We start from the raw sequence: 16,751 nt of genomic DNA, 5'->3' as shown, positions 1-16,751 counted from the left end.
AGTAGTGGCTTTGCAACGCGAGATCATCGAGTGCAAGCCATGCCCCTGCCCCGCTCCATTGCCGTCATCGATATCGGCAAGACCAATGCCAAGGTGGTGCTGATAGACGGCACGACGCGGCAGCAGGTGGCGGTGCGCAGCATAGCCAATGTGGTGCGGCGCGACGGGCCCTATCCGCATGCCGATGTCGACATGCTGTGGGGCTTCATCATCGAGAGCCTGCGGGCATTGCAGGCGGCGCATGGGGTGGACGGGATTTCCATCACCACGCATGGGGCGACGGCGGCGCTGCTGGCTGATGATGACCTGGCCATGCCGGTGCTCGACTATGAGCATGGTGGGCCGGAGGAGACGGCGGCGGCCTATGCCGGCGTGCGGCCGGATTTTGCCGAGAGCCTGTCGCCGCGCCTGCCCAATGGGCTCAATCTGGGGGCGCAGGTTTATTGGCAGTCGCAGGCGCATGCGGCGGAATTTTCACGCGTCACGGCGATCCTGACCTATCCGCAATATTGGGCGTGGCGGCTGAGCGGGGTGATGGCGAGCGAGGTGACGTCGCTGGGTTGCCATACCGATTTGTGGGCGCCCGGGCGGGGCGATTTTTCCGGCATGGTGGCGGCGCAGGGCTGGGCGGGATTGTTTCCGGCGATGCGGCCGGCGGCTTCGGTGCTGGGGAACATTCTGCCCGCCGTGGCGGCGGCGACCGGGCTTGGGGCCGAGACGCCGGTGACTTGCGGCATTCACGATTCCAATGCGTCGCTGCTGCCGCATCTGGGAGCGCATGCGGCGCCTTTCACCATTCTGTCGACCGGCACCTGGGCCATTGCCATGACTGTGGGCGGCGATACCGGGCGGCTCGACCCGGCGCGGGATAGCCTGGCCAATGTCGATGCCTTCGGGCGGGCGGTGCCGACGGCGCGGTTCATGGGCGGGCGGGAATTCGACCTGCTGGTGCCTGACATCGTCGCGCCCGAAGCGGATGATGTCGCGCGGGTGATTGCCGATGATATTCGGGTGCAGCCGAGCTTCATGCCCGGCGTGGGACCCTTCCCTGCCGGTGTTGGTCGCTGGACGCGGGAGCCGGCCACGGCAGCGGAGCGGACGGCGGCGGCTTCGCTTTACCTGGCGCTGATGACGCGAACCTGTCTCGACCTCTGCGGGCTGGGGCGCGAAATCATCATCGAGGGGCCTTTGGCGCGCAACCAACTGTTCGGGCAGGCGCTTGCCAGGCTGACGGGCGTAACAGTGCGGGCATCGGGCGATGCAACCGGAACCAGCATGGGTGCAAGCATGCTGTTTGGCGCAGGCAAAGCGCAGGCAACTGGCGGGATAGAATGCGCGCCGCTCGATGTGCCCGGCTTCGACGGCTATGCGGAGCGCTGGCGGCAGGCCAGCGCCTAGCAGCCTTGCACCGATGGAGGATGCGGGCCAGGCTTTCGGCGCCCATATAGAGGGCAGCAAGGAGGTTTGACATGGCACGGCATCGGGTGGTCATCGTCGGCAGCGGGTTTGGCGGGCTGGCGGCAGCGCAGGCGCTCGAGGGAGCCGATGTGGATGTGACGCTGATCGACCGGCGCAACCACCACCTGTTCCAGCCCCTGCTCTATCAGGTGGCGACCGCCTCGCTCAGCACATCGGAAATCGCCTGGCCCATCCGCCATATCCTGCGCAAGCGGGGCGAAGTCACGACCCTGCTGGCGACGGTGACCGTCGTGGATACTGATGGCAAGGCGGTGGTGCTGGAGGACGGCACCAGGGTTCCATACGACAGCCTGATCCTCGCGACCGGGGCGCGGCATGCCTATTTCGGGCATGACGACTGGGAGAAATTCGCGCCGGGCCTCAAGACGCTGGAAGACGCGACGACCATTCGCCGCAAGCTGCTGCTGGCCTTCGAGGCGGCGGAGCGCGAGAGCGATCCGGACAGAAGGCGGGCGCTGCTGACTTTCGTCATCATCGGGGCGGGACCGACCGGGGTCGAACTGGCCGGCGCCATCATCGAGCTGGCGCGGGAGACGCTCAAGGGCGAGTTCCGCAGTATCCTGCCAGGCGAAGCACAGGTGGTGCTGATCGAGGGCGGGCAACGCGTGCTGGCCAATTTCAAGCCGGACCTATCGGATTATGCGCTCAAGGCCCTGCGCGATCTCGGCGTAACGGTGGAACTGGGCGAGGCGGTCAGTGCGGTGGACGACGCGGGCGTGGTCTATGGCGGCAAAAGGCTGGATGCGGCGACCGTCATCTGGGCGGCGGGCGTGCAGGCCTCGCCGGCGGCGAAATGGCTGGGTGTGAAGCCGGACCGGGCGGGACGCGTCAAGGTCGAGGCGGACCTGACGGTGCCCGGGCATCCCGATATTTTCGTGGTCGGCGACACGGCGACGATCACCATGCCTGACGGCAAGCCGGTGCCCGGCGTGGGCGATGGAGCCAAGCAGGGCGGCAAGCATGCGGCACGGGTGATCCGGGCGCGGCTGGCGGGTGATACGGCGGGCAAGCCGTTCCGCTACAAGCATGCGGGCGACCTGGCCACGATCGGCAAGCGGGCGGCGGTAATCGACTTTGGCTGGATCCAGCTCAAGGGCTGGATCGCCTGGTGGGCCTGGGGGCTGGCGCATATCTACTTCCTGATCGACACCAAGAACCGGCTGGCCGTGGCACTGAGCTGGCTGTGGATCTATCTCAGCGGCCAGCGCAGCGCGCGACTGATCACGCAGGGTGACGCGGAGAAGGCACCGGTCCGGGAGAGTGAGAAGCTCTAGTTGCATGCGCATGTTTATGCGCATAAACTGCTCGGAAACCGGGATGATTGACATGAGAGCCACAGCACGAAAGCCGACGAACCTGACGCTTGATTCAGAGCTGGTCTCCGAGGCGCGCGCACTCAACATCAATGTATCGCGGGCGGCGGAGAACGGCCTTGAAGCGGCCATACGCAAGGAGCGTGAGCGGCGGTGGCTGGAAGAGAATGCCGAGGCCATCCAGAGCTCCAATGACTGGGTGGAGAAGAACGGGCTGCCCCTGGAAAAATATCGGCCGTTCTGATGGCGCGGTATGATGTGCGAAGCAGCGCCGATGGCTATCTCTATGTCGAGGTGCAGGCTGATATATTGGACCAGCTCAACACGCGGGTCGTCATTCCCCTGATGTCGCTCGATGTCGCGCCGGTGCCGGCCGGGCGGCTCAATCCGATAATCAGGGTGGCCGATGTACCGTTATCGCTGGTGACCCAATATCTGGCTGCCGTGCGGGCCTCCACACTTGGGCCTGTTGTCGGTTCGGTAGCTCACGAACAAGACAGAATAAGCCTCGCGCTCGATATGCTGCTGAAGGGCTATTAGCGCTCCGCGGCTTCCACCGAGGTGGCGGCCTTGTGCAGGGCGCGTTCGCGGAGCCAGATGTAGAGGCCGCTGGCGATGACGATGGGGGCGCCGAGATAGAGCCAGATGTCGGGGGGCTGGTTGAAGATGACCCAGCTCGAGGCGGCCATGAAGATGATCTGGAGATAGGAAAACGGCGCCAGCACCGAGGCGGGGGCGAAGCCGTGGGCGACGGTGATGAGCTGGTGGCCGATGAAACCGAAAATGCCGACAGTGAAGAAGGCGATCCAGACCGAGGGTTCTGACGGCCAGACCCAGAAGGGGATGGCGACCGGTGCGAGGAGAACCGTGGCGAAGAAGCCGACGTAGAATTGCTGGGTGGCGGCGGAATCGTGTGCGGCCATGCGGCGGGTCAGCAGGAAATAGAAGGCGGAGAACACCGCGGCGGCGAGGCATAGCAGGGCTGCCGGATGGAAGGCTTCGGTGCCTGGCCGGACGATGACCAGGATGCCGATGAAGCCGATGCCGATGGCGGTCCAGCGGCGCCAGCCAACCTGCTCGCCCAGCAGCGGCACCGACAGGGCGCAGAGGAAGAGCGGCATGGTGAAGGAGATGGCGCCGGTCACGGTGAGCGGGAGGTAGCGCACGGCCATGAAATTGCCGGTGGTGGCGCCGAGCAGCATGGCGGCGCGCAGAGCCTGCATTTTGAAGCTGGCAGTGCGGACGAGACCGGTGCCGTGTTTGGGCAGGTTGATGCCGAGCACCAGGACCAGATGCAGGGCATAGCGCAGGAAGACGATCTGCAGGACCGGAATGCCGCCCAGAGCCAGCCATTTGGCCGAGCTGTCTATGCAGGTGAAGGTGAAATAAGCGGCGAGCGCGAGCCCAATGCCCAACAGGCGACGGTCGCCTGGCGGCGCTGTGATGGTCGACATGGCAATTCCGAAGGGACCGCGCGGAAGGGCGCGGCATTTGCGCTAGCGTTGCGGGATGGCGCGCGTGGTGTCAATGGAAACTTGTATGGAAGCTGGACGACCATTCAGCAGCCCTCATGGTGAGCCCGTCGAACAACGAGGGCGTGGCACACCGGCCTCCACTCGCGCGACCTCGTGGTTCGACAAGCTCACCATGAGGTCTCGTAGGCCACCGCTGAGCCTGTACTCCCCCTAGAACGTATCGCGCAGGTTGCGGACTTTCAGGGATTGCACCAGTTCGGCCGGGGATGGGGTGGCGCCGTGGCGGGGGGTGAAGGTGAGGTCGGTCTGGCGGCCCGGCAGGAGGGTCACGGCATTGTCGGAGAAATAGCCCGGCATATCGACGGTGGCGGTGACGAACAGAGCCGGCTTGTCGCTGGTGAGGGTCAGCACGAAATTGCCGTCGACATCGGACCAGGCGGCGCGGACCTTGGGCTCGACCAGTTCATAGGCCTTGTAGGGCTTGGGGAAATAGTCGTTTTCGCCCAGCAGCTTGCCGGCGGAATCTCGCCAGGAGAAGAACAGGAATTCGTCTTCGGCCAGGTCGGCGGTCTGCAGCGTGGTGATGCCGAGAGCGGCGTCGGGGCCGATGGCGGTGTTGCCGGCGAAAACCTTGCGGTCGCCACCGCCGACTTTCACGGCGCGGACTTCGAGGGCGACGGTTACCGGCTTGCCGGTGTCGTTGATGCCGCGGAGGGTGATTTCGGCATTGTCCTTGCTCGGTACGGCGACGACATTGACCGGCAGGAAGAAGCGCTTCGCCATATATTGCAGCAGCTTCCACTGCCCGCCGTAGTCGAGGCTGGACCAGCTTGCCACCGGCCAGATGTCGTTGATCTGCCAGAACAATGTGCCCATGCAGCGCGGCTTGGTGGAGCGCCAGTATTCGATGGCGGTCTTGATGGCGAGGCCCTGCTGGATCTGGCTGAGGAACACCATCTGGTCGAAATCGCGCGGGAAGCGGAAATAGCGCGTCATGGTCTCGAGGATGCGGGCATTGCCGCCATTGTTGCGCTGGTGGTTTTCCATGACCGGGGAGGACGGGTTGCGGTCCTTTTCCTCGGCGAAGGTCTCGATGACATTCATCGAGGTGAAGGACTGGAAGCCGAATTCGGAGGCGAAACGCGGATTGACGCTGCGATAGGCGTCGAAGCTCTTGGCCGAATGCCAGACGTCCCAATAATGGGTGTCGCCGCGCGTATCGGCGTGCCAGCCGTCGGAGAAATCGAGATAGCCCATGGAGGGCGAGGACGGCCAGAAACGGCGGGCGGGGTCTTCGTCCTCGACGATATTGCCGAGCATGGAATTGAGGCGGTCGTAATTGGCGACATAGCGCTCGGGGGCCGCCTTGGTTTCGGGATACCAGCTCAGCGAGCCGATCACCTCGTTGTCGCCGCACCACAGGGCAATGGAGGCGTGGTGGCTGAGGCGGCGCACCTGCTGGGTGATCTCGGTGCGGACATTGTCGAGGAAGGGCCGGTCGGACGGATAGCTCATGCAGGCGAACATGAAATCGTGCCAGAGCAGGATGCCGAGCTCGTCGCAGAGTTCGTAGAAATAGTCCGGCTCGTATTGGCCGCCGCCCCAGATGCGGAGCATGTTCATATTGGCGGCCTTGGCGCTGTCGAGCAAGTCGCGGATGACTGCGGGCGTGATACGCGAGGGAATGGCGTCGGCCGGAATCCAGTTGGCGCCCATCATCGTGATGTCGCGGCCATTGATGCGGCATTTGAAGGTGTGGTCGATTTCGTCGGGCTCGACGACCCATTCGAGCTTGCGCAGGCCGATCTGGCGCGTAGTCTTTTCGCCTTCGAGATTGGTCGTGAGTTGGTAGAGCGGCTGGGCACCCTGCCCCGCCGGCCACCACAGCTGGGGATCGTGGATGGTGATATTGTGGGTGAAGACGTTATCGCCCGGCTGCACCGAGACCTTGTCCGCTATCACCTGGCCATCAATGGTGTGTTCGAGTTCAACCGTGCCGTGAGCGAAGGCGAAAAGACGAGTCTTTATCGACAGTTCGACGGACTTGTTGCCATGGGCCTGATCGACCTGCACGCTTTCCTGCCGGGTCAGGCGCGACTTGCGCAGGCTCATCGTGCCATAGACGCCTATCGGCATGAGGCAGATGCCCCAGTCCCAGCCGGCATGGCAGGCCGCCTTGCGGATGAAGTTCATATGGATGCCCTTCAGCCCGTTGGTCAGGTAATTGTAGGTGAAGGGGATCGGGAAGGGATGCGCGTCGGCGCGGGCCTTGGCGACGTCAGGGGCGATGGCGAATTCGATGCGCAGCGTGTTGTCGCCTTCGCGCACCTTGCCTGTGACGTCGATGTCGTTGCGGAGGAAGCTGTTCTGCGTGTTGGCGACGACTTCGCCATTGAGCAGGATGGTGGCGATGCAATCCACTTCGCTGAGGGTCAGGGTCAGGTAGCCCTGGATATCGGCGGCGCTGGCGGTGAAGCTGCGCTCGACCGACCAGGCGGTTTCATTGACCCACATCACCGTCTTTTCGTTTTCGCCGAAATAGGGATCGGGGATGATGTTGGCGGCCAGCAGCGCGGTGTGGACATCGCCCGGCAGGGTGATGGGCGCCGCAATGTCGTTTGACGGCGAGGACAGGGCGAAGTCACCCGCCAAAGAGATTTCAGAATAAACCAAACCAGCCACCATCGATCTCCTTGCGGGTCTGCAATCGATTGCAGGTGATAGTCGCTCGCCGGGAAAGTGCCAATGGCTTTCTCCGGCGCACGACAAAAATCGGGCGCGAAGCTGGGTTACGCACCGTCAATCTTCCAGCGACACCGAATTGGCGGCTTCGATGGCAGGCTTGAGGATCATGTCGCCCGGCAGGCGCGCCACGAGCCGGTTCATCAGATGCATGAAGCCGATGCCGAGGCGGGACGTCGGCACATAGCCATGCGTCGCCATCTGCGCCAGTTTCTGGCTCTTGCCGACGAAAGGACGCATGCGTGCCTCGTAGCGGGCAAAGGCTGCCCCGTGATCGCCAGCGGCCCGTTCAAGTTCCTGAGCCAGCACATAGGCACCCGTTACCGCCATGCCCGACCCCATGCCGGACAGTGGCGTGGCGCAAAAGGCCGCGTCGCCCAACAGCGCCACCCTGCCCTCCGACCAGCCATCCATGCGCACCTGGCTGACACTGTCGAAGTAGAATTCTTCCGAGGCCAGCATTTCCGGCAGGATGCGCGGCACGGCCCAGCCCTGCCCCTCATAATGATCCGCCACAATGCGCTTCTGGGCCTCGACATCCCGATAGTCATAGTCGAGCGGATCGGCGTGGAAGAAGAACAGGGCGCGCGCCTCGCTGTTCTGCCGGGCGGGATAGACCGACAGGATGGTGCCCGGGGCATTGAACATCTTGCCCGAATAGTGGAGGCCCAGCAGGTTGGGAATGCGCGCCACGGCCAGATAGAGCCCAAGATGATGCAGGAACTGCTGCTCGGGCCCGAACGCCAGGCGCCGGACTCCCGAATGCTGCCCGTCCGCACCAATCACCAGACCAAAGCGGCGACTTTCGCCACTCTCAAACTGGACAGCAACGCCGTCCGCCTCCTGATCCAGGGCCGCAATGGCGTCGCCGAAGCGATATTCGACGCGGTCGCGCGTCGCCTCGTGGAGAATGTGGACCAGGTCACCGCGCATGATCTCCACCTCGCCACTGGCAAAGTTGGCCGGCATGACGGCCCGGCTGCGATCGCGCGCATCGACATAATGCATGTCGCCCTGATGCGTCGCCTGTCGCTCGATCTCCGGCAGCAGGTCCATGCGCCGCAAAACCTCACGCGAAACGCCGCGAAAATCCACGGCATGGCCGGCGATGCGCGGGGCTTGTGACCGCTCGACCACGGTGGGTACGAAACCACGCCGGGCAAGCCAGAATGCCAGAGCTGGGCCTGCAATGCCGGCGCCGGAAATCAGAACGGAATTGTCGGTGTCCATCGAAATTCTCCTCGTTGCATGGTGCAATTTATACATTTGTATAATACATCTGTATAGATCAAATTCATACAAACGTGTAAATTTCTGCGCCGGGTGCTATGGAGGAGTCGGGCATCGGGCCGGCAAGCCTCAAATGAATGGAGAAATGGAAGCGTGGGACACCGGGAAGACCTGATGAGAGGGGCGAAGACGTGCCTGCTGGAGCTGGGTTATGCGCGCACCACAGCGCGCGACATCGTTGCCGCCTCGGGAACCAATCTGGCTTCGATCGGCTATCATTTCGGCTCGAAGGACGCCCTGATGGCGGCCGCGATGATGGAACTGATGGGCGATTGGGGGGACCGGTTCTCGCCGCCCAGCATGCGCGATGTGGAAATGTCCTCGCTGCGGCGCTTCTCGGGGGCCTGGCAGCGACTGATCGAGCAGTTCGCCGCCGACCCGCAATTGCTGATCGCGAGCTTTGAGATATTCGCGCAAATCCAGCGATTGCCGGACCTCAAGGCGATGCTGGCCGGAGCCTACGAGCAATTGCGCGGAGAGATGGCGCTGGACTTCCTGACGCCCACACCCGATTTGGAGGGCAAGAGGTTCAGGGCGGTGAGTTCTTTGCTGCTGGCATTGCTATCCGGGCTGGCGGCACAGCATCTGGCCGACCCCGACCGGGCACCCACGGTCGACGAGATCGTCGACGGCCTGCGATATATCGGCCGGTCACTGGACGCGCTGCCGGGAGAATAGCGCCGCTGACGCCGGTTGCATCGTTGTTATGTTCGGATTCCGCGGCAAATGCCTGAATCATGCCGGCGCGTTTACAAATGTATTAGGGTTTGCCCCGCTAATTTCGGCCGGTGAGCAAGGAGCTCGGGCGGGCCATGTCGGCTATAGAGAGGCTAGTGCAGTACTTTGCCGTTCCTGAGGACCCGGAGCTGGTGCAGGCACAAGCCCTTGCCTTCAGCCGGCAGGTGCCGCTGATGTATGGCATCCTGCTGGTCAATTCGCTGGCCCTTGCCCTGACCCATGCCGGCGCTCCAGACCTGCTGCGGCTCTATGTTCCGGGCCTGCTGACGCTGTTCTGCGGGGCCCGTGTCGCGGTGTGGTGGCGGTCACGCGGGAGCAGCATCACCTATGTCAAGGCCCGCCGGCTGCTGCGCAGCACGCTATGGGTATCGGCGTTGCTCGGCATCGGCTTTTCGAGCTGGGCGCTGAGCCTTTATCCCTATGGCGGGCCGTATCAGCAGGCCCATATCGCCTTCTTCATGGGCATTACCAGCATTGGCTGTGTCTATTGCCTGATGCATCTGCGCGGGGCGGCGACCATGGTGGCGCTCAGCGTGATCACGCCGTTCGTCGCGTTCTTCCTGATCAGCGGCAATCTGGTGTTCAGCGCCCTAGCGGTCAACCTGGTGCTGGTGGTCGGCGCGCTGATGGTCGTGCTGCTTGGCAATTATCGGGATTTTGCCGCGCTGGTGGCGTCGCGCGCCGAAATGGAGCGCAAACAGGCCGAAACCCAGCGCCTGTCGGACGAAAACCACCGACTGGCCAATGTGGACAGCCTGACCGGGCTGCCGAACGGCCGTTCGTTCGAGCGACACCTGCAGGAAGCGCTCGATCAGGCCGAGGCGCAGCAGGCGCGGATTGCCGTGGCGCGGCTGGATCTCGACGGCTTCAAATCGGTCAATGACATATTCGGCCAGGTCACCGGCGACCGCGTGCTGGTGGAGGTCACCAAGCGCATCAATGCGCTGCGCCGGCCATCGACCTTCGTGGCGCGGCTGGGCTCGAACAGCTTTGCGCTGATCCTGACGGAGATTGATGACGAGGCGGCGTTGCAGGCCTGCGGCGATGTGCTGACCGAGGCCATGCGGCCGGCATTTGCCTTCAAGGTTGGCACCGTGCATCTGTCGGCCTCGGCAGGCTTTGCCGCGTCGCAGCCCGGCGATACGGCCGATACGCTGTTCGACCGGGCCGATTATGCGACCGGGGTGGCCAAGCGGGAAGCGCGGGGGCACGCGCTGGTGTTTTCCGAGCGGCATGCGGACGAATTGAGCCGGGTGCGGCGGATGGAGCATGCGCTGCATACGGCCGATCTCGAGCAGGAAATCTACATCCTGTTCCAGCCGCAATTCGACATCGCGCTGAACCGGACCACCGGCTATGAAGTGCTGGCGCGCTGGCGCAGCCCGACCCTGGGCGAGGTTTCGCCGGGCGAGTTCATTCCGCTGGCCGAGCGGACCGGGATGATTTCCAAGATCACCCAGACCGTGTTGCGCAAGGCGCTGGCCATGACGGAGACCCTGCCCCGGCCGCTGCGCCTATCGGTAAACCTGTCGGCGCATGACCTGGGTTCGACCACCGCCATGGAAGCCATTGCCACGCTGGTGGAACAGGCCGGCAGGCCATGCCGCGTGGATTTCGAAATCACCGAGACTGCGGTGATGCGTGATATCGGCCAGGCCAATGAAGGCCTGCTGGCGCTCCTGGCACTGGGTTCGCGCATCGCGCTCGACGATTTCGGCACGGGCCATTCGAGCCTGACGCATGTGCAGAAGCTGCCGCTCGACCGCATCAAGGTGGATCGCAGCTTCGTCAACGAGGTCACCAGCGACCCGACCAGCCGGGCCATCATCAAGACGACGGTCGACCTGTGCCGCAACCTGGGCATTTCCTGCGTGTTCGAGGGCATCGAGACCGAGGAACAGCTCGACGCCCTGCTCGGGCTCGGCGGCACGGTGATGCAGGGCTACCTGTTCGGCCGCCCGATGAGCGCGGACAAGGTGCTCGAGCATATTGCCGACGAAAACCAGGGCTGGCAGCGGCATCGCCGCCGGATATTCGGCGCGGCGAGCTGAGGGCGCCACTACGGCGGCCTGACAGGTGACCATTTAGTCACCTATTGTCCAGACCGTGGACGCAATCTTCAAGGCCTTGAGCGATCCAACCCGGCGGGCGCTGCTCGATGCGCTGCGCCGGCAGGATGGACAGACACTGACCGATCTCGAAGCCGGGATGGGCATGACGCGCTTCGGCGTCATGAAGCATCTCGGCGTGCTTGAAGATGCCAATCTCGTGGTGACCCGCAAGGTCGGCCGGTTCAAGCATCATTATCTCAACGCCGCTCCGATCCAGGAGCTGGCGGACCGCTGGATCGCGCCCTATGCCAAGCCGCTGGCGCGGTATGCGGTGGATTTGAAACGACAGCTAGAGGAGCCCACGCCCATGGCCGCCACGCCAGATTTCATCGTCGTCACCTATATCCGCACTACGCCGACCGCGCTCTGGGAGGCCATCGTCAATCCGGAGATGACCCGCCAGTATTACTATGGCAGCCGGGTGCAACCCGATCTCAGGGTCGGCGGCCGGTTCCACTACCTCGATCCGGAGGGGAAGGTGAATCTCGATGGCGAGATCATCGAGATCGAGCCGACCAAAAAGCTCGTCACCACCTTCAAGGCGGCGTGGGCGCCGGAGGGCAAGGAGACCCGGGTAATGTACGAAATCGAGCCGATGGGCGAGATGTGCAAGCTCACTCTCACCCATTTCGATGCGGCGGCCGCCAAGGCCGGTGTCGAAGAGGGCTGGCCGCTCATCCTTGCCGGTCTCAAGACGCTGCTGGAAACCGGCAAGCCGATGGCGTCGAGCGGCATGTAAGGGAACGCGCCCGGCGCATTGGCCGGGCGCACTCCCCTCCCCCAGGAGGCAGTTTACTGCGCCGCTTCCTCGGGCTGGTCGGCGTCGATGAAGCCGCCGGACTGGCGGTGCCAGAGCTGGCTGTAGATGCCGCCGGTATCGACGAGCTGGGCATGGGTGCCGGTCTCGACGACGCGGCCTTTGTCCAGCACCACCAGCCGGTCCATCATGGCGATGGTGGAGAGGCGGTGGGCGATGGCGATCACGGTCTTACCTTTCATCAGCAGTTGCAACTGGCCCTGGATGGCCGCTTCGACCTCGGAATCGAGGGCGGAGGTGGCTTCGTCCAGCACCAGGATCGGCGCGTTCTTGAGCAGGACGCGGGCGATGGCGATGCGCTGGCGCTGGCCGCCTGACAGCTTAACGCCCCGCTCGCCGACATGGGCATCGAAGCCCTTGCGGCCGGAGGCATCGCCGAGCCCCAGGATGAAGTCGGTTGCCTCAGCCAGGTCGGCCGCTTCGCGCATCATCTCCTCGGTCGCATCGGGGCGGCCATAGAGGATGTTGTCGCGCACCGAGCGGTGCAGCAGGGAGGTATCCTGCGTCACCACGCCGATATTGGCGCGCAAACTGTCCTGCGTGACCTTGGCGATATCGTGCCCATCGACCAGGATATGGCCATCGGCGCGGTCGTAAAAGCGCAGCAGCAGGTTGACGATGGTCGATTTGCCGGCGCCGGAACGGCCGACCAGGCCGATCTTCTCGCCGGGGCGGATATGCAGGTTGAGATCGTCGATCACGCCGGTTTTCTTGCCGTAGTGGAACGAGACATTCTCGAACTTGATATCGCCATTGACCGCGCCGATCGGTTCGGCTGCCGGGGCGTCGGAGACGACACGCGGCAGCGAGAAGGACGAGATGCCGTCCTTAACCGTGCCGATATTCTCGAACAGCGACGACATTTCCCACATGACCCACTGGCTCATGCCCTGGAAGCGCATGACGAGGCCCAGCGACACCGCGAGCGCGCCGGGGGTCATCACGCCCTGCATCCACAGCCAGATGCCCGTGGCGCCGACCGAAGCCAGCAGCAGGGCATTGGACCACAGGACCAGCATGTTGAGCAGCGTGAACAGGCGCATCTGGCGGTAGACGGTGTCGAGAAACTCGTCCATCGCCTCCTTGGCGTAAGTCTCTTCGCGATTGGAGTGGCTGAAGAGCTTCACCGTGGCGATGTTGGTGTAGCTGTCGACGATGCGGCCCGTCATCATGGAGCGGGCATCGGCCTGCGCCTGGGAAATCTTGCCCATGCGCGGGATGAAATAGAACATCATCGACACATAGGCCGCGAGCCAGACCAGGAACGGAATGGCCAGGCGCCAATCGGCCGAGGCCGCCAGGATCACCGCGCCGGTGAAGTAGACGACGACATAAACCAGCATGTCGAGCAGCTTCATCACCACTTCGCGCACGGCGAGCGAGGTCTGCATCAGCTTGGCGCCGATGCGGCCGGCAAACTCATCCTGGAAGTAGCTCATCGACTGGCGGATGAGGTAGCGATGGCTCATCCAGCGGATGCGCTGCGGGAAATTGCCGAGCAGCGTCTGGTGCATGGTGAGCGTCGAGACCAGCGCGAAAGCCGGCAGAATGAACACGATCATCGCGCCCATCAAAGCGAGCTTCCACCCATCGGTCTGCAGGAACGTGTTGGGGTCCGCGCCCGCGAGCCAGTTCACCACATCGCCGATAAAGCCGAAGATGACGATTTCGCCGATGGCCACGGCGGCCGCGGCAAAGGCCATCAGCGCCAGCCATTTCTTGGCGCCATGGCTGTAGTAGAGACAGAAAGCCAGCAGGCCCTTGGGGGGCTCTACCGGATCACCGCCGGGATAGGGATCAAGACGTCGTTCGAACCAACGCAGCATTATTGTTCACCAGTGATTGCAGGGCCGCATCGCGAAGACGGCGTCTCCGGTTCCAGCCGATGGAACCAGGACGAACGAGCCGATGCGATGCCGACCGGAAATTTTGGATACCGTGCTCGATACGCCCATGGACGGCGCAGAGGAGCAGCGTGCCACAACCGGCAGGAGCCCCCTCCCCAATGCCGTCCCAATTGGCGTAGAAGAGTGGACCGAAGCGGTCGCTGGCCGATCAGGATACACGAATGCGCCGAATCTACTGTTGCGGCGCAGACACATTTCAGACCGACGATTTTTGCGGAATATATCCATGCGCACCGAAACCGAACACACCATCTTCCTGAAGGACTACACACCGAGCCCGTACCGGATCGTGTCAGTAGACATGGATTTCAGGATCGGTATCGACAATACAAGGGTGCGCGCTCAATTGACGGTCGAGCCGCGCGAAGGCACAGCGCCGGGCACGCCGCTGGTGCTTGACGGGGATGAGCTGAGCCTGGGCTCCATCGCCATCGACGGGCTGCCGCTGGCGCTGTCGGCCTATGCGGCCGATGCCAATGGGCTGACCGTGGTCGAGCCGCCGTTGCGCCGCTTCGTGCTGGAAACCGAGGTCACCATCCAGCCGGAGGGCAATACCAAGCTGATGGGGCTTTATCGCTCCAGTGGCACCTGGTGCACGCAATGCGAGCCGGAGGGCTTCCGGCGCATCACCTATTATCTCGACCGGCCGGACAATCTGGCGGTGTTCAAGGTACGGATGACGGCGCCGCGCGACGTGGCGCCGGTGCTGCTGGCCAATGGCAATCTGATCGACAAGGGCGATGCCGGCGACGGCATGCATTATGCCGTGTGGGAAGACCCCTTCCCCAAGCCGGCTTATCTGTTCGCGCTGGTGGCGGGTGATCTGGGTTCCATCACCGACAGCTTCACCACCGCTTCGGGTCGCAAGGTGGACCTGGCCATCTATTGCAGCCATGGCAAGGAGGATCAGTGCCTCTGGGCCATGGACAGCCTCAAGCGATCGATGGCGTGGGACGAGCGCCGGTTCGGGCGGGAATATGATCTGGACGTGTTCAACATCGTTGCCGTCAGCGATTTCAACTTCGGCGCGATGGAGAACAAGGGGCTCAACATCTTCAACGACCGGCTGGTCTTCGCGCAGCCCGAGACGGCGACCGACGCCAATTACGATGGCATCGAGCGGGTCATCGCGCATGAATATTTCCACAACTGGACCGGCAACCGCATTACCTGCCGCGACTGGTTCCAGCTCTGCCTCAAGGAGGGGCTGACGGTCTATCGCGACCAGGAATTCACCAGCGACGAGCGGTCTCGCGCGGTGAAGCGTATTTCGGATGTGGTGACTTTGCGCAGCGCGCAGTTCCCCGAGGATGGCGGGCCGCTGGCCCATCCGCCGCGGCCGGACCAGTATCGTGAGATCAACAACTTCTATACGACCACGGTCTACGAGAAGGGCGCCGAAATCGTGCGCATGCTGGCGACGCTGCTCGGCGAAGCCGGCTTCCGCAAGGGCATGGACCTTTATTTCGAGCGGCATGACGGGGAAGCCACGACGATCGAGGCGTTCCTGCAAGTGTTTGCAGATGCCAATGGGATCGAGCTCGAGCAGTTCAAGACCTGGTACCTGCAGGCCGGCACGCCGCGATTGACGGTGGCCGAGCATTACGATGCCGACAAGCAGACCTATACGCTCAAGCTCAAGCAGGAGACGCTGCCGACGCCGGGCCAGCCGACCAAGGCACCGCTGGTGCTACCGATCAAGTTCGGACTGATCGGGCCCAATGGCAGCCCGATGGGCTGGAGCGGGGTGAGCGGCGCCGAAGTGCGCGACGACATGATTGTGCTCAGGGATGGCAGCGCCGAGGTTGTCTTTACCGGCATTCCCAGCCGGCCGGTGCCCTCGCTGCTGCGCGGTTTCTCGGCGCCGGTCATCATGGAGACCGGGGCGAGCCAGGAGGATCAGTTGTTCCTGGCGCGGCATGACAGCGACCCGTTCAACCGCTGGCAGGCCTTGCAGGATGTGGGCATGGCGCTGGCCGTCGATGCCGTGCAGGGCAAGCCATGGAGCGATGCGGCCGTGGCGGCGCTGAGCCAGGCCATGGGTGATACGCTGGGCAGCGATACACTGGATGACGCCTTCAAGGCGCTGGCACTGACCCTGCCCGACGAGCAGTTGATCGGCCGCACGATCGGCAAGGATATCGACCCCGGCGCCATCCATGACGTGCGCAAGCAGTTGCTGCGGGCGGTGTTCGGACCGCTGTCGCGGCAGATGCTGGCGACCTACAACGCGCTGGCCAGCACGGCGCCCTATGCCCCCGATCCGGCCAGTACGGGGCGGCGCGCGCTGCGCAATCGCATGCTGAGCCTGCTCGTTGGCAGCGATGCGCCCGGCACCTCCCTGCTGGTGGCCCAGCAATATGACGCGGCGACCAACATGACCGACCGGCTGGCGGCTTTGTCGACTGCGGCCATGGCGGGCACGCCGGAAGCGCCGACCATGCTGGCCGATTTCCGCACCCGCTTCGGCGGCGATCCGCTGGTGCTCGACAAGTGGCTCACCGTGACGGCGGCCGCACCGCGCGACGGGGTGATCGAGGACATGAAGACCATCCTGGCCGACCCAGCCTTCCCCAGGACCAACCCCAATCGGCTGCGCTCGCTGGTGGGCACGTTTGCCATGAGCAACCCGACGCAGTTCGCCCGGGCCGATGGCGCCGGCTTCCGCTTCGTGGCCGATTTCGTCACCGAGGTCGACAAGGTCAATCCGCAGGTGGCGGCGCGCGTGCTGACCGGGTTCCGCATCTGGCCGATGCTGGAAAGCACACGCCGCGAGGCCGCCAAGGCCGCGCTGACGGGCCTCTCCGCCGGGGGCACGCTGAGCCGGAATACCGCTGACATCCTGACGCGCATGCTGGCGGGGTAAGGCTGCCCCGCCC

The 16,751-nt window shown here is 63.9% G+C and carries 12 protein-coding genes; 8 read left to right on the top strand and 4 right to left on the bottom strand.

Features of this window, described 5'->3' with window-relative positions:
• Positions 1-39: 39 nt before the first annotated feature.
• The 4 genes from FPZ08_RS02235 to FPZ08_RS02220 all read left to right on the top strand — a co-directional run bounded on the left by FPZ08_RS02235 (position 40) and on the right by FPZ08_RS02220 (position 3,332).
• Positions 40-1,398: an FGGY-family carbohydrate kinase gene (locus tag FPZ08_RS02235; protein ID WP_146288480.1), complete on the top strand. Its 1,359-nt coding sequence runs from the start codon at positions 40-42 to the stop codon at positions 1,396-1,398.
• 71 nt (positions 1,399-1,469) lie between these two features.
• Entirely contained in the window at positions 1,470-2,753 is a 1,284-nt protein-coding gene (locus tag FPZ08_RS02230) for an NAD(P)/FAD-dependent oxidoreductase (RefSeq protein ID WP_146288479.1), read from the top strand.
• A 52-nt stretch (positions 2,754-2,805) separates the two neighbouring features.
• The gene (locus FPZ08_RS02225) at positions 2,806-3,036 is read left to right on the top strand and encodes a type II toxin-antitoxin system CcdA family antitoxin (protein WP_146292867.1); all 231 of its coding nucleotides are present in this window, start codon (positions 2,806-2,808) and stop codon (positions 3,034-3,036) included.
• Positions 3,036-3,332, top strand: coding sequence for a CcdB family protein (locus FPZ08_RS02220; RefSeq protein WP_146288478.1), 297 nt, complete (start codon positions 3,036-3,038; stop codon positions 3,330-3,332). Before FPZ08_RS02225 ends, FPZ08_RS02220 begins: the two co-directional genes overlap by 1 nt.
• Here the strand turns inward: FPZ08_RS02220 and FPZ08_RS02215 are convergent.
• From FPZ08_RS02215 to FPZ08_RS02205, 3 genes are all read right to left on the bottom strand, one after another.
• Positions 3,329-4,246, bottom strand: coding sequence for a DMT family transporter (locus FPZ08_RS02215; protein WP_146288477.1), 918 nt, complete (start codon positions 4,244-4,246; stop codon positions 3,329-3,331). The genes FPZ08_RS02220 and FPZ08_RS02215 overlap by 4 nt on opposite strands.
• Positions 4,247-4,477: 231 nt before the next feature.
• The gene (locus tag FPZ08_RS02210; protein ID WP_186767177.1) at positions 4,478-6,949 is read right to left on the bottom strand and encodes a beta-mannosidase; all 2,472 of its coding nucleotides are present in this window, start codon (positions 6,947-6,949) and stop codon (positions 4,478-4,480) included.
• A gap of 117 nt (positions 6,950-7,066) precedes the next feature.
• Positions 7,067-8,239, bottom strand: coding sequence for an FAD-dependent monooxygenase (locus FPZ08_RS02205; RefSeq protein ID WP_146288475.1), 1,173 nt, complete (start codon positions 8,237-8,239; stop codon positions 7,067-7,069).
• 174 nt (positions 8,240-8,413) lie between these two features.
• On the opposite strand from FPZ08_RS02205, the gene FPZ08_RS02200 reads away from it, so the two are divergent.
• From FPZ08_RS02200 to FPZ08_RS02190, 3 genes are all read left to right on the top strand, one after another.
• Positions 8,414-8,977, top strand: a complete 564-nt coding sequence (locus FPZ08_RS02200) for a TetR/AcrR family transcriptional regulator (RefSeq protein WP_146288474.1) — start codon at positions 8,414-8,416, stop codon at positions 8,975-8,977.
• 155 nt (positions 8,978-9,132) lie between these two features.
• A complete protein-coding gene (locus tag FPZ08_RS02195; protein ID WP_186767176.1) occupies positions 9,133-11,088 on the top strand; it encodes a putative bifunctional diguanylate cyclase/phosphodiesterase in 1,956 nt (651 codons plus the stop codon).
• Positions 11,089-11,164: 76 nt separating this feature from the next.
• Positions 11,165-11,887: an ArsR/SmtB family transcription factor gene (locus tag FPZ08_RS02190; protein WP_146288472.1), complete on the top strand. Its 723-nt coding sequence runs from the start codon at positions 11,165-11,167 to the stop codon at positions 11,885-11,887.
• Positions 11,888-11,940: 53 nt separating this feature from the next.
• Here the strand turns inward: FPZ08_RS02190 and FPZ08_RS02185 are convergent, their stop codons facing one another.
• Positions 11,941-13,791, bottom strand: coding sequence for an ABC transporter ATP-binding protein (locus tag FPZ08_RS02185; protein ID WP_146288471.1), 1,851 nt, complete (start codon positions 13,789-13,791; stop codon positions 11,941-11,943).
• A 307-nt stretch (positions 13,792-14,098) separates the two neighbouring features.
• Here FPZ08_RS02185 and pepN point away from each other — a divergent pair, with 307 nt between their 5' ends.
• Positions 14,099-16,738, top strand: a complete 2,640-nt coding sequence (pepN, locus tag FPZ08_RS02180; protein WP_146288470.1) for an aminopeptidase N — start codon at positions 14,099-14,101, stop codon at positions 16,736-16,738.
• The last annotated feature ends 13 nt before the right edge of the window (positions 16,739-16,751 follow it).

The sequence above is a fragment of the Devosia ginsengisoli genome (genome assembly GCF_007859655.1).
GTDB classification, from domain to species: Bacteria; Pseudomonadota; Alphaproteobacteria; order Rhizobiales; family Devosiaceae; genus Devosia; species Devosia ginsengisoli.
Note: the sequence above shows the minus strand (reverse complement) of the source record. Positions and strands in the feature narration are given on the sequence as shown.

Bases quoted from the DNA above. Each gene is read 5' to 3' on its own strand.
- FPZ08_RS02230 (WP_146288479.1), top strand. From the start codon at position 1,470: ATGGCACGGCATCGGGTGGTCATCGTCGGCAGCGGGTTTGGCGGGCTG.
- pepN (WP_146288470.1), top strand. From the start codon at position 14,099: ATGCGCACCGAAACCGAACACACCATCTTCCTGAAGGACTACACACCG.
- FPZ08_RS02200 (WP_146288474.1), top strand. From the start codon at position 8,414: ATGAGAGGGGCGAAGACGTGCCTGCTGGAGCTGGGTTATGCGCGCACC.
- FPZ08_RS02215 (WP_146288477.1), bottom strand. From the start codon at position 4,246: ATGTCGACCATCACAGCGCCGCCAGGCGACCGTCGCCTGTTGGGCATT.
- FPZ08_RS02235 (WP_146288480.1), top strand. From the start codon at position 40: ATGCCCCTGCCCCGCTCCATTGCCGTCATCGATATCGGCAAGACCAAT.
- FPZ08_RS02205 (WP_146288475.1), bottom strand. From the start codon at position 8,239: ATGGACACCGACAATTCCGTTCTGATTTCCGGCGCCGGCATTGCAGGC.
- FPZ08_RS02220 (WP_146288478.1), top strand. From the start codon at position 3,036: ATGGCGCGGTATGATGTGCGAAGCAGCGCCGATGGCTATCTCTATGTC.
- FPZ08_RS02185 (WP_146288471.1), bottom strand. From the start codon at position 13,791: ATGCTGCGTTGGTTCGAACGACGTCTTGATCCCTATCCCGGCGGTGAT.
- FPZ08_RS02225 (WP_146292867.1), top strand. From the start codon at position 2,806: ATGAGAGCCACAGCACGAAAGCCGACGAACCTGACGCTTGATTCAGAG.